The sequence below is a fragment of the Deefgea tanakiae genome, from assembly GCF_019665765.1.
Taxonomy (GTDB): domain Bacteria; phylum Pseudomonadota; class Gammaproteobacteria; order Burkholderiales; family Chitinibacteraceae; genus Deefgea; species Deefgea tanakiae.
In genome coordinates, this window is record NZ_CP081150.1 from 3541751 (window position 1) to 3557673 (window position 15923).

Below are 15923 nucleotides of genomic sequence, written 5' to 3' on the forward strand. Positions count from 1 at the left end.
AGGCGGCAAAGATAAGACAAAATCAATAAATTATTAAATATTAGTATTGACTAATATTTAAATGGCTAGCAATATTGAACGCATGCAGTGGTTTGCTGCATGAAGTTTCGTTTCCATCCTATGTCTATTGAGCGCCAGATCGATTGATCTGGCGTTTTTTTTCAAGGCTCAATGATGATCTGTACGTAATCATTGTGCCAACCGGGTTTGGCTGGCTGATTGCCAAAAACAACAGACCAAAAAATGACAAGTGCCGATGCGCCTGCACTTGCAATGTTTCCGATTGCGGCATCGCCGTCAGGCGGTATGCCAAACACTTGGTTACAGGGACCTCCCCAGTTCGGGTCAAGGCAGAGTTGATAGCTTAGCAGTGAGCTTGGGTCTTCTCCCATGAGCTGTCGATGTTGAATGCTACCGGAGGTTTGTGACGGCCCTGCCTTTACTGTAAAACTGGTTGCCTCAGAGCAGAAAATTTGCATAAAAAATAGCGCACGCACGCCATTTATTGAGGTAATCGGATCGTATTGACCTATCGTCGCTTGAGGAGGGGTAACTGTGCAGGCCCCCCAACTGAGCGCACTCATAAAAACACTGAGAAAGAGTAGCCTAATTTTAATTGCCATCAATACTCCTTGGCGGGGCAGGTAATCGGCGCGATTTCAGTGATGAATTCGCTGGATGTTGGAATATACAATTCACCACTGCACAAAGTGGAATCAAATCGATGTAATCCTGCTGGAAGCGCTTCACTATAGAAGCGGCCATCTAAGGCCGTATGTAATTGCACAATCCCCTGAGCTGTCACAACATCAAGCAATTGATTTGATAATGGAAGGCCGTTAGCCAGAAAGAAACGCCCGCTAACAGCTGTGATTGAGGTGGCATCAAATTTAACGATTCGACCGTCATTATTACCCGTGAGTAATTCTTGTTGTACCGTACTCAGTCGATATTGGATTGGGATGTGGTCTTGTTCGATTCCTATTTGATGGAAACCGTAGCTAGCTAATTCTGGTATAAAAACCGTGCCGTCGGACGAGGTTCTACCGACCTCACTCCCGTTGTGCATTGCAGCTACATTTGCAATTTGAGGAAGTTCAATGACGGCAAAACTTTGTGAAATTGGGCGGGTGAGTGCATAGTGTCCACCCACGTAAGCAAGTGCGCCAGACCACGCAGCTTGCCAGTTGCTTGTCGTTGATTTAGCGCGTTGATTGCGCATCGCAGAGAGATCGATTTGACCATGCTGGCGCTTGTTTTGTATCCATGCTGTGTATTCTTCACCATCACGTTGTTGTTGTGCGCCAAAATTGTAGGCCCAGCCTTCGCCCGTTGTTGAGTTTTGACCAAAACTCATTCCAGCTAACACTTCCGAGTTTTCGTAGCGTGCGCTGCTTGAAATGCTCCGATTTTGATCAAAAAACCAAGCAAGATTTAAAAATCCTGACCATGTTTGCCCTGAGTGTCGATCTTGGAGTTGGGCTTGCGCAGAAAATGACAGCTGCTTGATTGGCGATATTGCATAAGCGAATTGGTAACGATTAAAAGTAAGTGCATCGGTTTGCCCCATCTGGCGACCGACATCGATACTGATGTTGCCAAACTGACTATTGCCCCAGCCTGCGCCGATATTTGCCGACCAATCTGGAGCGGTGATCACTGAGTTGTTTTTAAAAAAGTTTTTGTCTTGCCGACGCGCAGTAGCAGAAAGACTAAGGGATTGATTGAGGTAGCGATATTGCACTAATTGCGCATCGCCTGTGTTTTGTTGCTCATGCTGGGCCCATGCAAATGCACTTGCTAAAGTGCCATACGTTGAAAGCCCGAAGTTGGCAAGAATCCCGCCACTATTCCTCTCTTGGTTTCCACTAGCCTGAGCGCCCAAAGTAAACCAATCGGTAATCCCAGCGCGTTGGTAGATTGAATAAGTAAAACCATTGTAGCGATCAAAGCTGGCATTTTCCCGTTCCACGCCGGCGCTGTAATTGAAATCAGTAAGGCCAGCTTTGAGTAAAGAGTCGTCAAAATAATGAGGGACGTTGATTCTTTGTGTGTTACCCGCTGCATCACGTATCAATATTTCAATATTTTGCAGACCCGATACCAAATTTAAATTACCAAAGTTATAAATCCCTGGCTGTAAACTTTGAGTGCTTACACGTTGACCATTTAAATAAATCTCTGCGGTTGAGGGTTGGGTTACGGCTGCTTGAGTACTAAAGCTAGGGCTGCTCATAAAATTGGGCTGCATATTAAATGCGCGAGAAACACTTAAACCCGCCATATTTTGACTAAAGCCCAGGGCGCCCATAGATGGCGTAATGTCACCGGCACTCGCTCGCAGCATTTGATCCGGTCGATCGTAATCTAGTGTTGTCTTGAGCCTAGTCCATTGATGCTGGTTGTTTTGCGTACTATAGAAATGAGCGCTACGAAAGTTCCAAGGCCCCTGATTTAAATTGAGTGTGGGGTTAAGTTGGTAATCTAAATCATTCCCATCAACCTGGTTAAAAACCGTGATTTGGTAGTTGAGATATCCTGAGAATGGGGCAGGCTCAGGGTAAAGCTGATTGCGACTGTTGTTGAGGCTGATTTGCCGCTCACCAAATTCACTGGCTGAGGCCGTGAGCGAAAGACTTAAGGTTGCGGTATCGATTTCGCTCTCGATGCCGATAAGGCGATCGACACGAAAAAAGGCTTCTCCAGCAAGTACTTGCTGCTCTCCCTTGGGGGTATTGATCCCAGCTTCTTGAATTGTGTTTTCTTTAAGCCAATACCCGCCTTGATCGTAAATGGCTGGCACATCGCCTTGAGGGACACCATTGACACTCAGTTTCAAAAACAGGTTTTCGGCGGCTAGCGCTATCGAACACGATAGGCTAGCCATGATGAGTAGTATTAGTTTGAGCACACTTGCTGAGGGATGAGCAATTGTTGCGTATTATTTGAACGATCAGTTTCAATCACGATCCGTTGCGGGCTATCCGCGCAGGCATTTTTCGGAAGCGCTAATTGATAGTTGCGGCTAGATCCTGGTTGTAAGTACCAGTTGTCAAATTGGTTGATGCTGGCGCCCTGATTACCGATTGCAACGCGGCGCAGACGATGCGTCACGTTTCCGTCATTGCTGAGTGTAAACGTGAGTTTGCCTTGGTCGATTTGTACCGGTGACACTGTTAGCTTTGGGCTAACTTTGACGGGCTGAATGAAAACGGGCACACCAAAACTCACGGCCATAGCCAGTTGACCACCTTGTGAGCCATCTGCCGGCATGCTCGGTTGTTCGATGAAATAAAGTCGGTACGCTAGTTCTTTGGCATCGCTGGGTGCTCGGCGAGCAACGCGAACAACTTGCTTCTTTTTGGGAGGAATTTCAAATTGGCGAGGGAAATACACTAATTCATCAGGTGCTTCAGTGTAAGTATCATTGCCAGATGCGTCCTGTGTCCAGCGTTTTAATTCTAGAGAAACCCGCAATGGAGAGTCTCCGTTATTGCTTACCGTAATGGCTTCACTATTTCTTGTAGCAGGAAGCTCCGCACGAATAGGGCTTACTGTAAATTCACCAGCCAAACTAACTGCTGCAGTTGTTGCAAAGAGCGTTGCGAGAATCCAGCGCATAATCACCGCCTGTATATGAAATGATAGGATTTTTAGATTTGAGTTTTAATTATTCTTGAGTGCGCTAGTTATGCGGAGTGGTCAGCAGGCTAGCCAGCATCAGCACTAGAGGTTGATCGTCAAAATCACGGTATCGGTATAACCGTTGGCCACTGTCGCATTATTGATGTCTGTTCCTAGCACTGTAGCAGTCAACAGGATGTCTTTAAGGGTGCCAGGACCGGTGCCAACGCCAGTTGTTGGAGTCAATGTCAGGGTATAAGGCAAATAGTATTGACTACTTTGCATTTTTTTTTGTGTGCCTGTTGCATGCAAACCGTTGTTTAGGGTGATTGTGTAATTTACACCATTGCTACACCAGAACTGGGTTACGCCGTTTTTACTTTGATCGCCGGAGTTTGCACTGAGGGTGCCCATATCAATAATCACGTCATTACCATCTGCAAATGAGCATGAGCCTTTGACATTGGCTTTTACTTTGACATTGGTGCTGGCTGCAAAGGTGCTGGGGCTGATTGCGATTAAAGATAGAGATATCGCACTCGCTAAAAAAAAGTTTTTCATCGCAACTCTCCTAATGAGTTTAAGCCTGCCTTACTGAAGTAAGGTAGACCAATTGCATAATGATATGCATGCCAATAAAAAAAGGCGAATTTTTATCACTAGGGGGGTAATCCCCCCACCAAATAATCGTCGTTTTAAGTAGAATTTTCTCCCATCAGCACCGAGGAAGTTCTCCATGAAATCATCACGTTTTTCTGACAGCCAAATCATCGCTATTCTCAAGCAAGCCGAAGGCGGTTCACCAGTGCCTGAGCTGTGCCGCGAGCACGGCTTTAGCTCAGCCACGTTTTACAAATGGCGCGCTAAATTCGGCGGCATGGATGCTTCGCTCATGGCGCGACTCAAAGAACTCGAAGACGAAAACCGACGCCTCAAAAAAATGTATGCCGAAGAACGCCTCAAAGCCGAGATTGTGAAGGAGGCGCTCGAAAAAAAGTGGTAAAGCCATCTCAGCGGCGTGAGATGGCCCACCAAGCGGTGCAACGTCATGGCATGAGCATTGGTTTGGCCTGTCAGGCCTTTGGCATTAGCCAAACTTGTTATCGCTACCAATCCCGCCACTCTGCAGTCAATAATGAGATTGCCGATCATCTAATTCGCTTGACCCACAATCAGCGTAACTGGGGATTCGGGTTGTGCTTTTTGCATCTACGCAACGTCAAAGGATTTCACTGGAATCACAAGCGGGTATACCGGATTTATCGAGAGCTGGAATTGAATCTGCGCATCAAACCTAAGCGCCGCATTGAGCGCGCCAAGCCTGAAGCGTTGGCAGTGCCTGAGGCGGCGAACGAATGCTGGTCAATGGATTTCATGCATGATCAACTGGCGGATGGGCGCAGTATCCGACTGTTCAATGTCATTGACGATTTCAATCGTGAAGCGCTGGCGATGGAAATTGATTTATCGCTGCCAGCAGAACGGGTCATTCGAGCTTTGAATCAAGTGCTCGAATGGCGAGGTCAGCCCAAAGCGATTCGCTGTGACAATGGTCCAGAATACATTAGCCAAAAGGTCAAAGACTGGGCGGAAAAGCTGGGCATCCGACTGATGTATATCCAGCCAGGCAATCCACAACAAAATGCATATGTGGAGCGCTACAACCGGACGGTGCGATACGACTGGCTTAATCACTACCAATTTGAATCGGTAGCCGAAATCCAAGAATTCGCGACCGATTGGGTTTGGACTTACAACAATGAACGGCCAAATATGGCTTTGGGTGGCATTACCCCGAAACAAAAGTTAGCATTAGCTGCTTAACCGTCTACTTCAAACCGCGCTTAAAAATGGGGGGATTACCGGGGAAATTGAGTTGAATCGTTTTGCCATCGCTAGGGCTCAATTGTCAACAGAACAGTGTCTGCGTATTGGCCCACTGGGCGATTTTGGAAATCCGTTTTTTTAACGATGCCGGTGAGCAGTATATCGATTCTGTCGCCTGTGCCTACGCCCTGCTCGGGCGAGGCGGTGAGTGAATAAGGCAACCGTGCAGAGCTGTTAAGCTGTGCCATTTGGCGCTGCTGACCATTGGCATGAAGACCTTGGTTGAGCGTTATACGGAAATTAGTGCCATTGGTGCAATGAATGGGAACGACATTCTTGATGGTGATATCAGCATTGTTGAGGTTGCCAAAATCCTTAATTAAATCGCCGTTGGTTTCGAATCTACAGGCGCTTAAGACCCAGATTCTAACGTTCATCATATTGCTTGCCGCATGGCTAGTATTGAAAAGCAGTGCGGTCAGCAGAACTAAAAATCGTACAAAATTCTTTGCCATTCTGGTTCTCGAGTAACGCTCATCTTGGCCATTTCAGGTCCATTTTGACAGTGTAAAATGAGTTGAGGTGGGGTCTTGTCAAATGGCGTTTGCCATTGTGTTCCGCAGGTTGAAATAATATTGCAGCGTATCACAATATTTTTGCCAAATGCTGTGGGGACGAGCAAGAGTAGTACGAGAAATAGTCGCATAACTTTCACCTTTTTCAAAAGCTTAGCTTATTCTATTTTGTATTCAAAATACGCCAGACATAACTTTCTACTGATTGTCTGCTGCACGTTCAAAATCTAGCGAGCGAATTGTTAGGCTTTATAAAGTCTATGCTTCGCTACCATCCCATGTTGAATGAGTTTGGCGCTTTTTGTATGTGGCCAAATACTAAGGCGAAACTGTGATCACTATAAAATCGTCGTGCCAGCCGGGCATCGCAGGCTGATCGCCGTAGACCAAGACCCAAAAGAGTACTTGTGTGATTGCCCCCGGGCGCAACACGGTGCCGCTGAGCGCATTGCCGTTGGGTGGCGTGCCAAAAACGGTGTTGCACGGTCCTCCCCAGTTGGCATCAAGGCAAAGTTGATAATTAAGCATTGAGCTGGAGCTCTCTCCGCATAATTGGCGATGACTAATGCTGTTGTTTGCTGTATGAAGTTTCGTTTCCATCCTATGTCTATTGAGCGCCAGATCGATTGATCTGGCGTTTTTTTATGGATTTATGCTGATTGCAACGTAATCCACATATTCTCCGCCTTCGACCATTTGTTTACCAAAGACATAAATCCAGAAATACACCCCTTGTTGGCTTCCTGTTGCCGTTGCGGAGAGCGCCTCACCATCCGTGCCATTGCCAAAGACGCGATTGCAATAGCCTGCACCGGGATAGTCATGGCACATTTGATAAAGCAGCAAGCCCCCACCAAAGGTATTCTTCATTTGCCGTTTCTGGATCATGCCTGAGTTTTGCGAGGGACCCGCGCTAATGACAAAAGGCGTTCCTTGAGTGCAAGTCACCCAAAACGCCTGCTGAATGGCTACCCCTGAGTTATTGACAGAGGGTTCATATCCACCCAAATCACCGGTTGGTAGTGAAATGCTGCAGCTCGCTCCCCAACTAGCAAGGCTCAACGCCATTATTAGCAAACCTAGTATCCAGCGTTTCATTGTTCTTCCTTGCAAAAGCTTGAAGGGATTTCATTCACAATGTCGGTGCTGTGGGGAACCGTAATGAGCCCTGCGCACGTTCCACTGCGGAATTTGTATTGCCCAGGGGCTAAATCCTCAGTATAAAAATAACCGTCTAAGGTCGTTTGTAGCTCAAGTATTGAGTTGGCGGTATTGATTTTTATATTTCGATTGGCAAGGGCTTGACCGTTCTCATCTAGAAATTGCCCACTGACTGCAGAGATAGATCGAGCCGAGAATGAAATCGTCTGTCCGTCGTGATTGCCCGTTAAAAGATCTTTCCTGAGCTCAGGTAAACTATAATCGAGCGGAATTTCATCTTGTGCCAAGCTAATTTGATGCCAACTATTGTTCGCTAAGTCGGGCATAAAAACTCGCCCTGACGCATCTGTTTTACCGACTGGACTACCGTTTTGCAGTACGGAAACATCTGGGATGTTGGGTAGCTCAACAATAGCGAAGCTCTGCGTGATCGGGCGAGTTAGGGCATAGTGACCCTCGCTATAAGCAACTGCACCAGACCATGAGAGTTGCGCATTATTCGCAGAGAGATTGGCTTGGTCACTGCGTAGTAGTGATAGGTCGATCTGTCCATGCGCCTGTTTATTTTGAAGCCAAGCGGTATAGTCGGTGCTTTCTTCTTGCTGCTGCACGCTAGCGCTATACCCCCAACCAATACCGGAAGGTGCGCTTTGATTAAAGGTGGCACTATTAAAGGCTTTACCATCTTGATAGCGGCTGCTGGCGTACAGACTGCGACCTTGATCGAAATTCCAAGACAGATTGAGAAACCCGCGCAATTGGCTTTTATTGGTGTGCTGTTGGTATTGCAACTGGGTATTGATTGAGACTTTATTGCTGGGCGAGAACGAATACCCGAGTTGATACAGCGTAAAAGTCTGCTCCTCATTCGCACCCATTTGCCGGCCTAGGTTGAGGCTAACATTGCCGAGCGAAGACTGTCCCCAGCTGATCCCGACATTGGCGAACCAATCTGGCGCACTTAGCTCAGCAAAAAGCGGGTTTCTTTGTCGAAAGTTTTCATCTTGCCGTCGAGCATTCGCACTGATGCTCAAGTTTTGATCCACAAATCGGTATTGCAATTCCTGAGCCGAGCCAGAGTCTTGGTTTTTATGTTTGGCCCAAGAAATAGCACTACCCAGTGTGCCGTAGTTGCTGAGTTTTATATTGGCAAATAAGCCTGCGCGATGGCTGTCGGATTTTCCACTGGCTTGCGCGCCCATGGTGAGCCAGTCGCTGATGCCAAAACGCTGATAACCCGCATAGGCTAAGCCTTGGTATTGATCAAAGCTTCCATTTTTGCGCGCTACGCCCAAGTTGTAATTAAACTCACTTAAGCCCGCTTTGAGCAAAGAATCGTCAAAATAATAGGGCGTTTGATAGCGCCGAGTATTGCCGCTGCTATCGCGAATGACGATTTCTACATTTTGCAAGCCAGTGTAATAGCGCAGGTCATTAAAGTTATACACACCGGGTGGCAAGGTTTGGCTTGCAATTTGTTGGCCATTTAAGAAGATGTCTGCGGTTGATGTTTGCGTTACAGCGGTTTGCAATTGAAAGGCGGGGCTGGCGCTAAAATTGGGTTGCATGGCAAAAACACGCGCCACGCCCACACCCGCCATCGCTAGACTTTGCCCCAATGGGCCAGAGGCAGGGACGAGGTCGCCAAAACTCAAGCGCAGCATGGCTTCAGGAATGTCATATTCCAAAGTGGTACTGATGCGCCGCCATTCCGCTTGCTGATTTTGCTGTGAGTAACTGTGTTCACTACGGAAGTTGAAATAGCCCTGATTGATATTGATGCTGGGGTTAAATTGAAAACCCAAGCCATCGGTTTGGCTTTGTTTGAGTAGCGAAAGTTGGTAATTCAGATACCAAGAAAAAGGCGCGGGTGCTGAGTAAAGTTGCCTTGGATCTTGGTTGAGCACAATTTCATGCTCGCCGAAATGTTGTGCGGCAGCCGTTAAGTTCAACGTCATTTCATTCTCGTTGAACTGGCTTTGCAGGTCTTTGAGCGCACTGATTAAGACATAGCGCTCACCTTCATAAAGAATAGTTTGGGTGGTATCGAACTCAAGACCTTTAAGCGATTCGGCTGCAAGCCAATACTGGCCTCGCTCATAGAGCGCTGCGATATCTCCTTGCGGCACACCATTCAGTGTAAGTGCGAGCAGTAAGGGCTCGGCCGCGACTGCACATTGCAGTGCGAAGAAAAAAAGGCTGGCGTTTAAGGCTTGCACACGGATAAGGGGATATCTAGTGTCTGTTTAATTCGCGAGCGATCGGTTTCGATGGTGATGATTTGTGCCTCACTACGACAGGCGTCTTTTGGCAAGTCCAATTGATAAGCATGGCTTGCACCGGGTAGTAGGTACCAATGATCAAATTGCGCGATTTCTACGCCGTCTTGGCCGAATTGAATACGGCGTAACTTTTGTGTCGAATTGCCGTTGTTACTGAGCTTGAAATTAATAGTCTGCTTTTCAATCTGAATCGGCGACGCAATCAGACTAGGGCTCGGTTTGCTTGCTGCAAAAAATAGAGGTACACCAAAGCTCACGACCATCGAGACATTGCCGCTTTGGGCGCTGTCGCTACTGGCTGACGGTTGCTCGTTAAAGTACAAACGATAGGCTGATTCTTGATCTTGACTAGGTGTTTTTCGCGCGATGCGAACAACTTGCTTTTGCTTGGCTTGCAATTCAAATTGGCGCGGAAAATAAATTAAATCTTGCTGGGCATCCGTATAGACATCGTCGGCTGCTTCATTTTGAGTCCATTTCTTGAGCTGAAGTGCAATACGTAAGGGCGCGTCACCTTGATTGCTAACGGTAATCGCTTGGCTTTTTGTCTTACTGTCAAAGTCAACTCTAATCGGGCTAATTGAAAATTCACCCGCTTGTACGATGACAGTCGACAAAGAGAAAAAAAGTGCCAAAAGGTAGTGCATATATTGAGTCTCGCCGTAAGTAATTAATTACAGTGAATAGATCAGGCTGAATTTGATATAGCTCATCTTGGCGCACAATGCGCCAAGATGACGAACATTAACTTAGGGTGTTAGGGTCAATACAACGGTGTCGGTATAGCCTGTTCCCGCTGGCACATCATCGAGTGCGCTGTTCGCGATGGTGGCGGTGAGCGTAACGTCAATTGGCGTGCCTTTGCCAAGGCCAGTGCCATTGGATTTATCGAGTACTAAAGCGTAAGGGATTTTGTCAGCGCCTAAGACGAGGTTCTTCTGGCTGCCTTCTGCATTGCTGCCATCACTCGTTGTGAGCGTATAGGCAGTATCTTTGCTGCACCAAAAGCCGACTGTGGTGCTTGCGGGCGTGACGGGATCACCAGCTCTTAAGGGGCCAAAATCAATTGTTGCTGCGTCTCCAGTAGAAAACTCACAAACGCCCACCACATTGGCGTTGATAATGACGTTCTTACTTCCGGCAAAACCTGTGCTGCTTAGAAGCACTAAGGCGGAAGCAAAGAGCCCTTTTTGTATCATGTGTTTCATTATTCAATCCTTATGAAATTAAAAAAATGATGTGGATATTCATAGATTTAAAATCTTAAAAGGGTTGAGTGAAACAAACGCTGTAAAAGTACACCGAGAGAAAGGGGGGGATTTTTGAAACGGAAGCAAAGCGCCGTAAATGTGTGTGCTTGAATGAATGAGGACAGCTTCATTGGTACTGTATTAGTATTTGCTTATGATTTGGTTTCAAAGTTGCCGAGTGTTTTATGGGGTTATTGTAAGAACCACGGTATCGCTATAGCGACCGATGGGACGATTTTGATAGTCATTTTCACTGACGGTCGCCGTGAGCGTGACATTGATATTTTGACCGTTGCCTTGTCCAGCGTTTGGATTGACACTTAAACCATAAGGTAGCCACGCGGATTGGGATTCATGTTTCATTCGTCGCTGAGCGCCGTTGGGATAAAGTCCATCGCTGAGTTGCAGTTTAAATGGCGTACCGCTCACGCAATTGATTTGAGTGGTCTCGCTAATACTCTGATTACCGTAAGCCAAATCACCAAAATCCATTTTAATGTCGTTGGCGTTACTGAATTTGCAGGCCGATTCAACAAAAATGCGCACTCGCAAGCTTCCCCCTCCTGATGCGAAGCTGGTGCTGCACAGAACGATTGCGCAGAGTGTGGCTAAAAATCGTAAACAGTACTTGGCCATGATGCTTCTTTATTTGGGTAGGTTTTAACGGCTGGCTTTTGTTTTGAGCTGAGGCAGCTGAGCTGTACTTTGGGCGGCATCCGCTCACTGGCGGATTCCCATTTTGTTTGGCACTGCTCGCTTACATTGGCACGGATGATTAACTCTTTGCTTTGTGCAGAGCCGATGCAGCATAAAATAGTGGCAAAATAGAGCGGTGTTTTGGATTGCATCATTTATTTCCCAATGCAAAAACGACTAAAAATCACACCGAGCAAATCATCGGACGTAAATTCACCAGTGATTTCATTCAGGCTATTTTGTGCCAAACGCAATTCTTCGGCCAAGATTTCAATTTGGAGATAGCAAGCATCGGCGGTGTTGAGATGTTCGCGGGCCACGCGAATCGCGGCGAGGTGGCGCTCACGGGCGATAAAGACGCCATCGTTAATACCCTGCCAGCCTATCTTCTTCAAAAGCTTGTTTTTCAATTCTTTCAGGCCGATACCCTGCTTAGCAGAGACATGAATTTCATCTTCGGCAATATCACCAGCCGCATCGCCAGTCAGGTCAATTTTATTAAACACGCGCAGCACGCTCAGTGATGCAGGTAGCTTGGCCAAAATCGCGTGGTCATGTTCGGTAATGCCTTCGCGGCTATCAAGCAGCAAGAGCGCCAAATCGGCTTTTTCGACCGCTGCCCAGGTGCGTTCAATGCCAATTTTCTCAACCGTATCATCCGTGTCGCGCAGGCCTGCAGTGTCGATAATATGCAGTGGAACGCCGTCGAGCTGAATCAATTCGCGTACGGTATCGCGGGTCGTACCAGCAATGTCGGTCACAATCGCTACGTCTTCGCCAGCGAGCGCATTCATTAAGCTGGATTTGCCGACGTTAGGCTGGCCAATCAGCACCACGTGCATGCCTTCACGAAGCAATTTGCCTTGCGTGGCGGTGTCCATGACGCGGGCGAGTTGGGCCGAAATTTTGTGCAGTTTGCCGCGCGCGTCGGCGGCTTCCAGAAAGTCGATGTCTTCTTCAGGGAAATCCAAGGTCGCTTCGACCAACATACGTAGATTGATTAAATCATCAACCAGCGTATGCACTTCACGAGAAAACGCGCCGTCGAGCGATTTAAGTGCTGATTTGGCGGCGGCTTCCGATTGCGCGTCGATGATGTCGGCAACGGCTTCGGCTTGTGCCAGATCGAGTTTGCCGTTTAAAAATGCGCGTTTGGTAAATTCACCCGGCTCGGCGTGACGCGCACCCAGCTCGATGCAGCGTTTCAGTAGCATATTCATAATGACAGGGCCGCCGTGGCCTTGTAATTCGAGTACGTCTTCACCGGTGAAAGAGGCCGGATTGGGGAAAAATAGTGCGATACCTTCGTCGACGGTGCTGCCGTCTGCCGCTTTGAAATGCGCAAAGTGCGCAAAGCGGGATTTTAGTGGCTTGCCAATCAAGCCGTCGATTAAAGGTTGGATGTTTTTACCAGAAACGCGAATGACGCCCACGCCACCACGACCGGGGGCGGTGGCAATCGCGGCGATGGTGTCGGGGGTATAAAGCATGATGTAGTCCGATTCTTGATGTATTGCCTTGTAGCCAATTTTATTTAATGGCTACAAGGCAATACGTAATGATTGATTGCCTTGCGAATAACAAAACGCCGCCCGAAGGCGGCGTTTTATGCCTTGCTAGCTATTTTTGGCTAATTTGGCTTGATTCTCAATTTTCTTGGTAATCACATACTGCTGAATGATCGACAAGATATTGTTCACCACCCAGTACAGAACCAAACCAGCTGGGAAGAAGAAGAAGAATACCGAGAATGCAATTGGCATCCACTTCATCATCTTCGCTTGCATCGGATCCGGCGGTGGCGGTGACAGCATCGTTTGCACGTACATCGAGACAGCCATAATCAGCGGCAAGATATACAGTGGATCTGGGACTGACAAGTCATGAATCCAGAACGCCCACGGTGCTTGACGCAATTCAACCGCAGCCAACAGCATCCAGTAGAAACCAATGAACACCGGAATTTGTACCAGCATCGGCAAGCAACCACCGAGCGGATTGACCTTTTCGGTCTTGTACATTTCCATCACAGATTGCTGGAACTTCACGCGGTCATCGCCATGACGTTTTTTCAGCTCTTCCATGCGCGGTGCAAGCAAGCGCATTTTAGCCATTGAACGGTAGCTCGCGCTCGCCAATGGGAAGAACGCAGCTTTTAACAGCAGGGTTACGATGATAATCGACCAGCCCCAGTTACCCACCAAGCCATGGATGAACTCCAATACGGCAAATAGCGGCGCTGAGAAGATCTTGAACATGCCGTAGTCTTTAACAAGGTCAAAGCCAGGAGCAACAGCTTCTAGACGATGGCTTTCTTGCGGACCCACAAAGATCGGTACCGTGCGCTCGTATTTCGCGCCCGCGGCGATTTGCGGCAAATCGATGATGGCACCCACCGAGAACATATTGTCTGGTAGTGCTTTCATTTCAAAGCGGCAGTCGTTCGGCGTGCAGGCAGCAGTGCCGTTTGTTGGCGAGAAAATCCAGCCAGAGACAAAGTAATGCTGAATCATCGCAATCCAGCCATTGTTTGCGCTTGGACGGAATTTAGCTTCACCTTTTCTGATTTTTTCAAAGTCGACTTTTTGGAATTTGTCTTCTTGAGTAAAGAGTGCTGGGCCAGTAAAGGTGTGCGTACCAAACATGCCTGGATTTTCAACCTTACCATCGCGAATCAAGCGATAGTAAGCGCTGGTCGTCAGTGGCGTGGTGCCGCTGTTGACGATTTCATACTTCACATCAACCAGATACTGGTCACGTTTGAAGGTATAAATCTTGGCAATTTTAACGCCGTTCGGACCTGGTGCTTCAAGACGAACCGCAACTTCATTTTGGCCTTCAGCCAGCGTATAGCTAGTTTGTGCCGCAGTGAATAGGCTTCGGTGTGTTGGCATGCCTTCGCCGAGCAGACCGGTTTGCGCCACATAAGTGTGCTCACCTGAGTCTTGCAACAAAACAAACGGCTTGCTTGGGTCGTTAGTTGCGCCGATTTTGAGCAATTCAACCTGACGCAAATCACCGCCGTTGGCGTCGATTTCGGCACGGAATAAATCAGTAGTTACCGTAATCCGCTGGCCTTTAGCGAGTCCGCTGGTTTCGGCAGGGGCGGCTGCATTGGTGGCATTCACGCCGCTGGCGGCGGTGCCTTGTGCGCTAGCTGATGCGGCTGTGGCGACTGCACTGGCTGTTTTGGGTTGCGGGTAACGCTCCTCCATATACTTTTGCCAGAAAAACAGAATGCTGAAAGACAGCGCAATAAAGAGGATTAGTCTCTTAGTATCCATTTGAACGGAAGAGCTCCCAACTCGGCGGGTTAAGTAGTAAAACAAAAAGGGTCTAAATGCGGCTGTAACGGCTCGCGTTCAAACTTTTGCACAACTTATATTACGGAACAGGATCATGCCCACAACCACCCCAAGGATGGCATCGGCACAGACGTTTTGTTGTTAGCCAACTGCCTTTTAATGGGCCGTGTCGACTCACTGCTTCAATCCCGTATTGCGAACACGTGGGCGTGAAGCGGCAGCGTGGCCCCAGCAAAGGACTGATCATCAACTGATAAAGTTTCAACAGTGTGATGATAAGGCGCGACATTGCTTTAATCGTTTAAATAAACTGAGTAAGGCGAGTCTCGCCGCGGCACCCTCGCGAGGTTCGAAAGGTTTGCGTGATCGCACGACTACATCCAGACCTAACAGATATTCCGTGTTTTGGCGGAACAACTCACGGACAGTGCGCTTGATGTAATTACGACCAACGGCACGTTTGTCGGTTTTTTTACCGACGACCAAACCTAAGCGAGCATGCTGGCTTTGATTGGGTTTGCCTAATACTTGGAAGTAATCATTGCTCACTGACGCTCGCAAACTAAAAACGGATGAAAATTCATCCGTTTTTAATAAGCGTGCATCACGCGCAAAGCGATAGCGAGGTGCGCTCTGCATGCCGTTCAAAACGGAAGCAGGTGCTTGGCTTCGCAACAGCTTAAGCCGATAAAACTTTGCGGCCCTTGGCGCGGCGTGCGTTCAATACGCGAACGCCACCAACAGTTGCCATGCGAGCACGGAAGCCGTGAGTGCGCTTACGTTTGATTACAGAAGGTTGGAAAGTACGTTTCATGACTAAATCCTAAGTGCTAATTGGGCAGTAAACACGTGATTTAATCAGTGTTGCTAGTGTCTTGTCAAGTCAGAGCGAGGATTAAGCGAGTCGACTTGCTGATCTTGCTTGTGGATAAGTCCTGCACTTGCAGGTACAATGTGCTGTTACTAGCTTACTTCTCTGTGGCACAACTGGCCGTTTGGTATGGATTGAGCAGCATTCATAGATACACCTGATGGTTCGCCCACCATTTTTCATGCCCATCGATCTTCATTTCATCGCCGTATTGGGCTTTGATTCTTGTGCCAATAGATTATTCTCCGTGGTGAAACGCGCTTTATGTATTTAATTTCTCGTCGCACGGTTGATGCGCTACTGTCATTCTCCATTGTCCAAGGTGATTTTTC

18 protein-coding genes are annotated in these 15923 nt (G+C 47.8%); 1 reads left to right on the plus strand and 17 read right to left on the minus strand.

Going from position 1 to position 15923, the window contains the following annotated elements; translation table 11 throughout:
* Positions 1 to 161: 161 nt before the first annotated feature.
* From K4H28_RS16540 to K4H28_RS16555, 4 genes are all read right to left on the minus strand, one after another.
* The gene (locus K4H28_RS16540; RefSeq protein ID WP_221006227.1) at positions 162 to 623 is read right to left on the minus strand and encodes a spore coat protein U domain-containing protein; all 462 of its coding nucleotides are present in this window, start codon (positions 621 to 623) and stop codon (positions 162 to 164) included.
* On the minus strand, positions 623 to 2911 hold the full coding sequence (locus tag K4H28_RS16545; protein WP_221006228.1) for a fimbria/pilus outer membrane usher protein: 2289 nt from the start codon (positions 2909 to 2911) through the stop codon (positions 623 to 625). The genes K4H28_RS16540 and K4H28_RS16545 overlap by 1 nt, the downstream gene beginning before the upstream one ends.
* Positions 2899 to 3621 carry a fimbrial biogenesis chaperone gene (locus K4H28_RS16550; RefSeq protein WP_221006229.1) on the minus strand — a complete coding sequence of 241 codons (723 nt, stop codon included), beginning with the start codon at positions 3619 to 3621 and terminating at the stop codon, positions 2899 to 2901. The genes K4H28_RS16545 and K4H28_RS16550 overlap by 13 nt, the downstream gene beginning before the upstream one ends.
* Before the next feature lie 105 nt (positions 3622 to 3726).
* Positions 3727 to 4185, minus strand: coding sequence for a spore coat protein U domain-containing protein (locus K4H28_RS16555; protein ID WP_221006230.1), 459 nt, complete (start codon positions 4183 to 4185; stop codon positions 3727 to 3729).
* Positions 4186 to 4360: 175 nt separating this feature from the next.
* Between K4H28_RS16555 and K4H28_RS16560 the strand changes: the two genes are divergently transcribed.
* A protein-coding gene (locus K4H28_RS16560; RefSeq protein WP_221006231.1) for an IS3 family transposase occupies positions 4361 to 5448 on the plus strand; the annotation gives its coding sequence in 2 pieces (ribosomal slippage) (positions 4361 to 4613 and positions 4613 to 5448; 1089 coding nt in all).
* Between the two features lie 71 nt (positions 5449 to 5519).
* Here K4H28_RS16560 and K4H28_RS16565 read toward each other — a convergent pair.
* The 13 genes from K4H28_RS16565 to rpmH all read right to left on the minus strand — a co-directional run bounded on the left by K4H28_RS16565 (position 5520) and on the right by rpmH (position 15534).
* On the minus strand, positions 5520 to 5966 hold the full coding sequence (locus K4H28_RS16565) for a Csu type fimbrial protein (protein WP_221006232.1): 447 nt from the start codon (positions 5964 to 5966) through the stop codon (positions 5520 to 5522).
* Positions 5967 to 6344: 378 nt separating this feature from the next.
* Positions 6345 to 6554: a hypothetical protein gene (locus tag K4H28_RS16570; RefSeq protein WP_221006233.1), complete on the minus strand. Its 210-nt coding sequence runs from the start codon at positions 6552 to 6554 to the stop codon at positions 6345 to 6347.
* Positions 6555 to 6668: 114 nt separating this feature from the next.
* Complete coding sequence (locus tag K4H28_RS16575; protein ID WP_221006234.1) at positions 6669 to 7124, minus strand: spore coat protein U domain-containing protein; 456 nt, start codon at positions 7122 to 7124, stop codon at positions 6669 to 6671.
* Entirely contained in the window at positions 7121 to 9406 is a 2286-nt protein-coding gene (locus K4H28_RS16580) for a fimbria/pilus outer membrane usher protein (RefSeq protein WP_221006235.1), read from the minus strand. Before K4H28_RS16580 ends, K4H28_RS16575 begins: the two co-directional genes overlap by 4 nt.
* Positions 9394 to 10116 (minus strand): fimbrial biogenesis chaperone, encoded by a 723-nt coding sequence (locus K4H28_RS16585; RefSeq protein ID WP_221006236.1) that lies wholly within the window; start codon positions 10114 to 10116, stop codon positions 9394 to 9396. The genes K4H28_RS16580 and K4H28_RS16585 overlap by 13 nt, the downstream gene beginning before the upstream one ends.
* A gap of 102 nt (positions 10117 to 10218) precedes the next feature.
* Positions 10219 to 10677, minus strand: coding sequence for a spore coat protein U domain-containing protein (locus tag K4H28_RS16590; RefSeq protein ID WP_221006237.1), 459 nt, complete (start codon positions 10675 to 10677; stop codon positions 10219 to 10221).
* A 225-nt stretch (positions 10678 to 10902) separates the two neighbouring features.
* Positions 10903 to 11265: a Csu type fimbrial protein gene (locus K4H28_RS16595; RefSeq protein WP_255573689.1), complete on the minus strand. Its 363-nt coding sequence runs from the start codon at positions 11263 to 11265 to the stop codon at positions 10903 to 10905.
* Between the two features lie 62 nt (positions 11266 to 11327).
* A complete protein-coding gene (locus K4H28_RS16600) occupies positions 11328 to 11570 on the minus strand; it encodes a hypothetical protein (protein WP_221006239.1) in 243 nt (80 codons plus the stop codon).
* Entirely contained in the window at positions 11571 to 12905 is a 1335-nt protein-coding gene (gene mnmE, locus K4H28_RS16605) for a tRNA uridine-5-carboxymethylaminomethyl(34) synthesis GTPase MnmE (RefSeq protein WP_221006240.1), read from the minus strand.
* A gap of 126 nt (positions 12906 to 13031) precedes the next feature.
* Entirely contained in the window at positions 13032 to 14699 is a 1668-nt protein-coding gene (gene yidC, locus K4H28_RS16610) for a membrane protein insertase YidC (protein WP_221006241.1), read from the minus strand.
* A 100-nt stretch (positions 14700 to 14799) separates the two neighbouring features.
* A complete protein-coding gene (gene yidD / locus K4H28_RS16615) occupies positions 14800 to 15009 on the minus strand; it encodes a membrane protein insertion efficiency factor YidD (protein WP_221006242.1) in 210 nt (69 codons plus the stop codon).
* The gene (gene rnpA / locus K4H28_RS16620) at positions 14982 to 15359 is read right to left on the minus strand and encodes a ribonuclease P protein component (protein ID WP_221006243.1); all 378 of its coding nucleotides are present in this window, start codon (positions 15357 to 15359) and stop codon (positions 14982 to 14984) included. Before rnpA ends, yidD begins: the two co-directional genes overlap by 28 nt.
* Positions 15360 to 15399: 40 nt before the next feature.
* Positions 15400 to 15534, minus strand: a complete 135-nt coding sequence (gene rpmH / locus K4H28_RS16625) for a 50S ribosomal protein L34 (RefSeq protein ID WP_173533027.1) — start codon at positions 15532 to 15534, stop codon at positions 15400 to 15402.
* Positions 15535 to 15923: the final 389 nt, after the last annotated feature.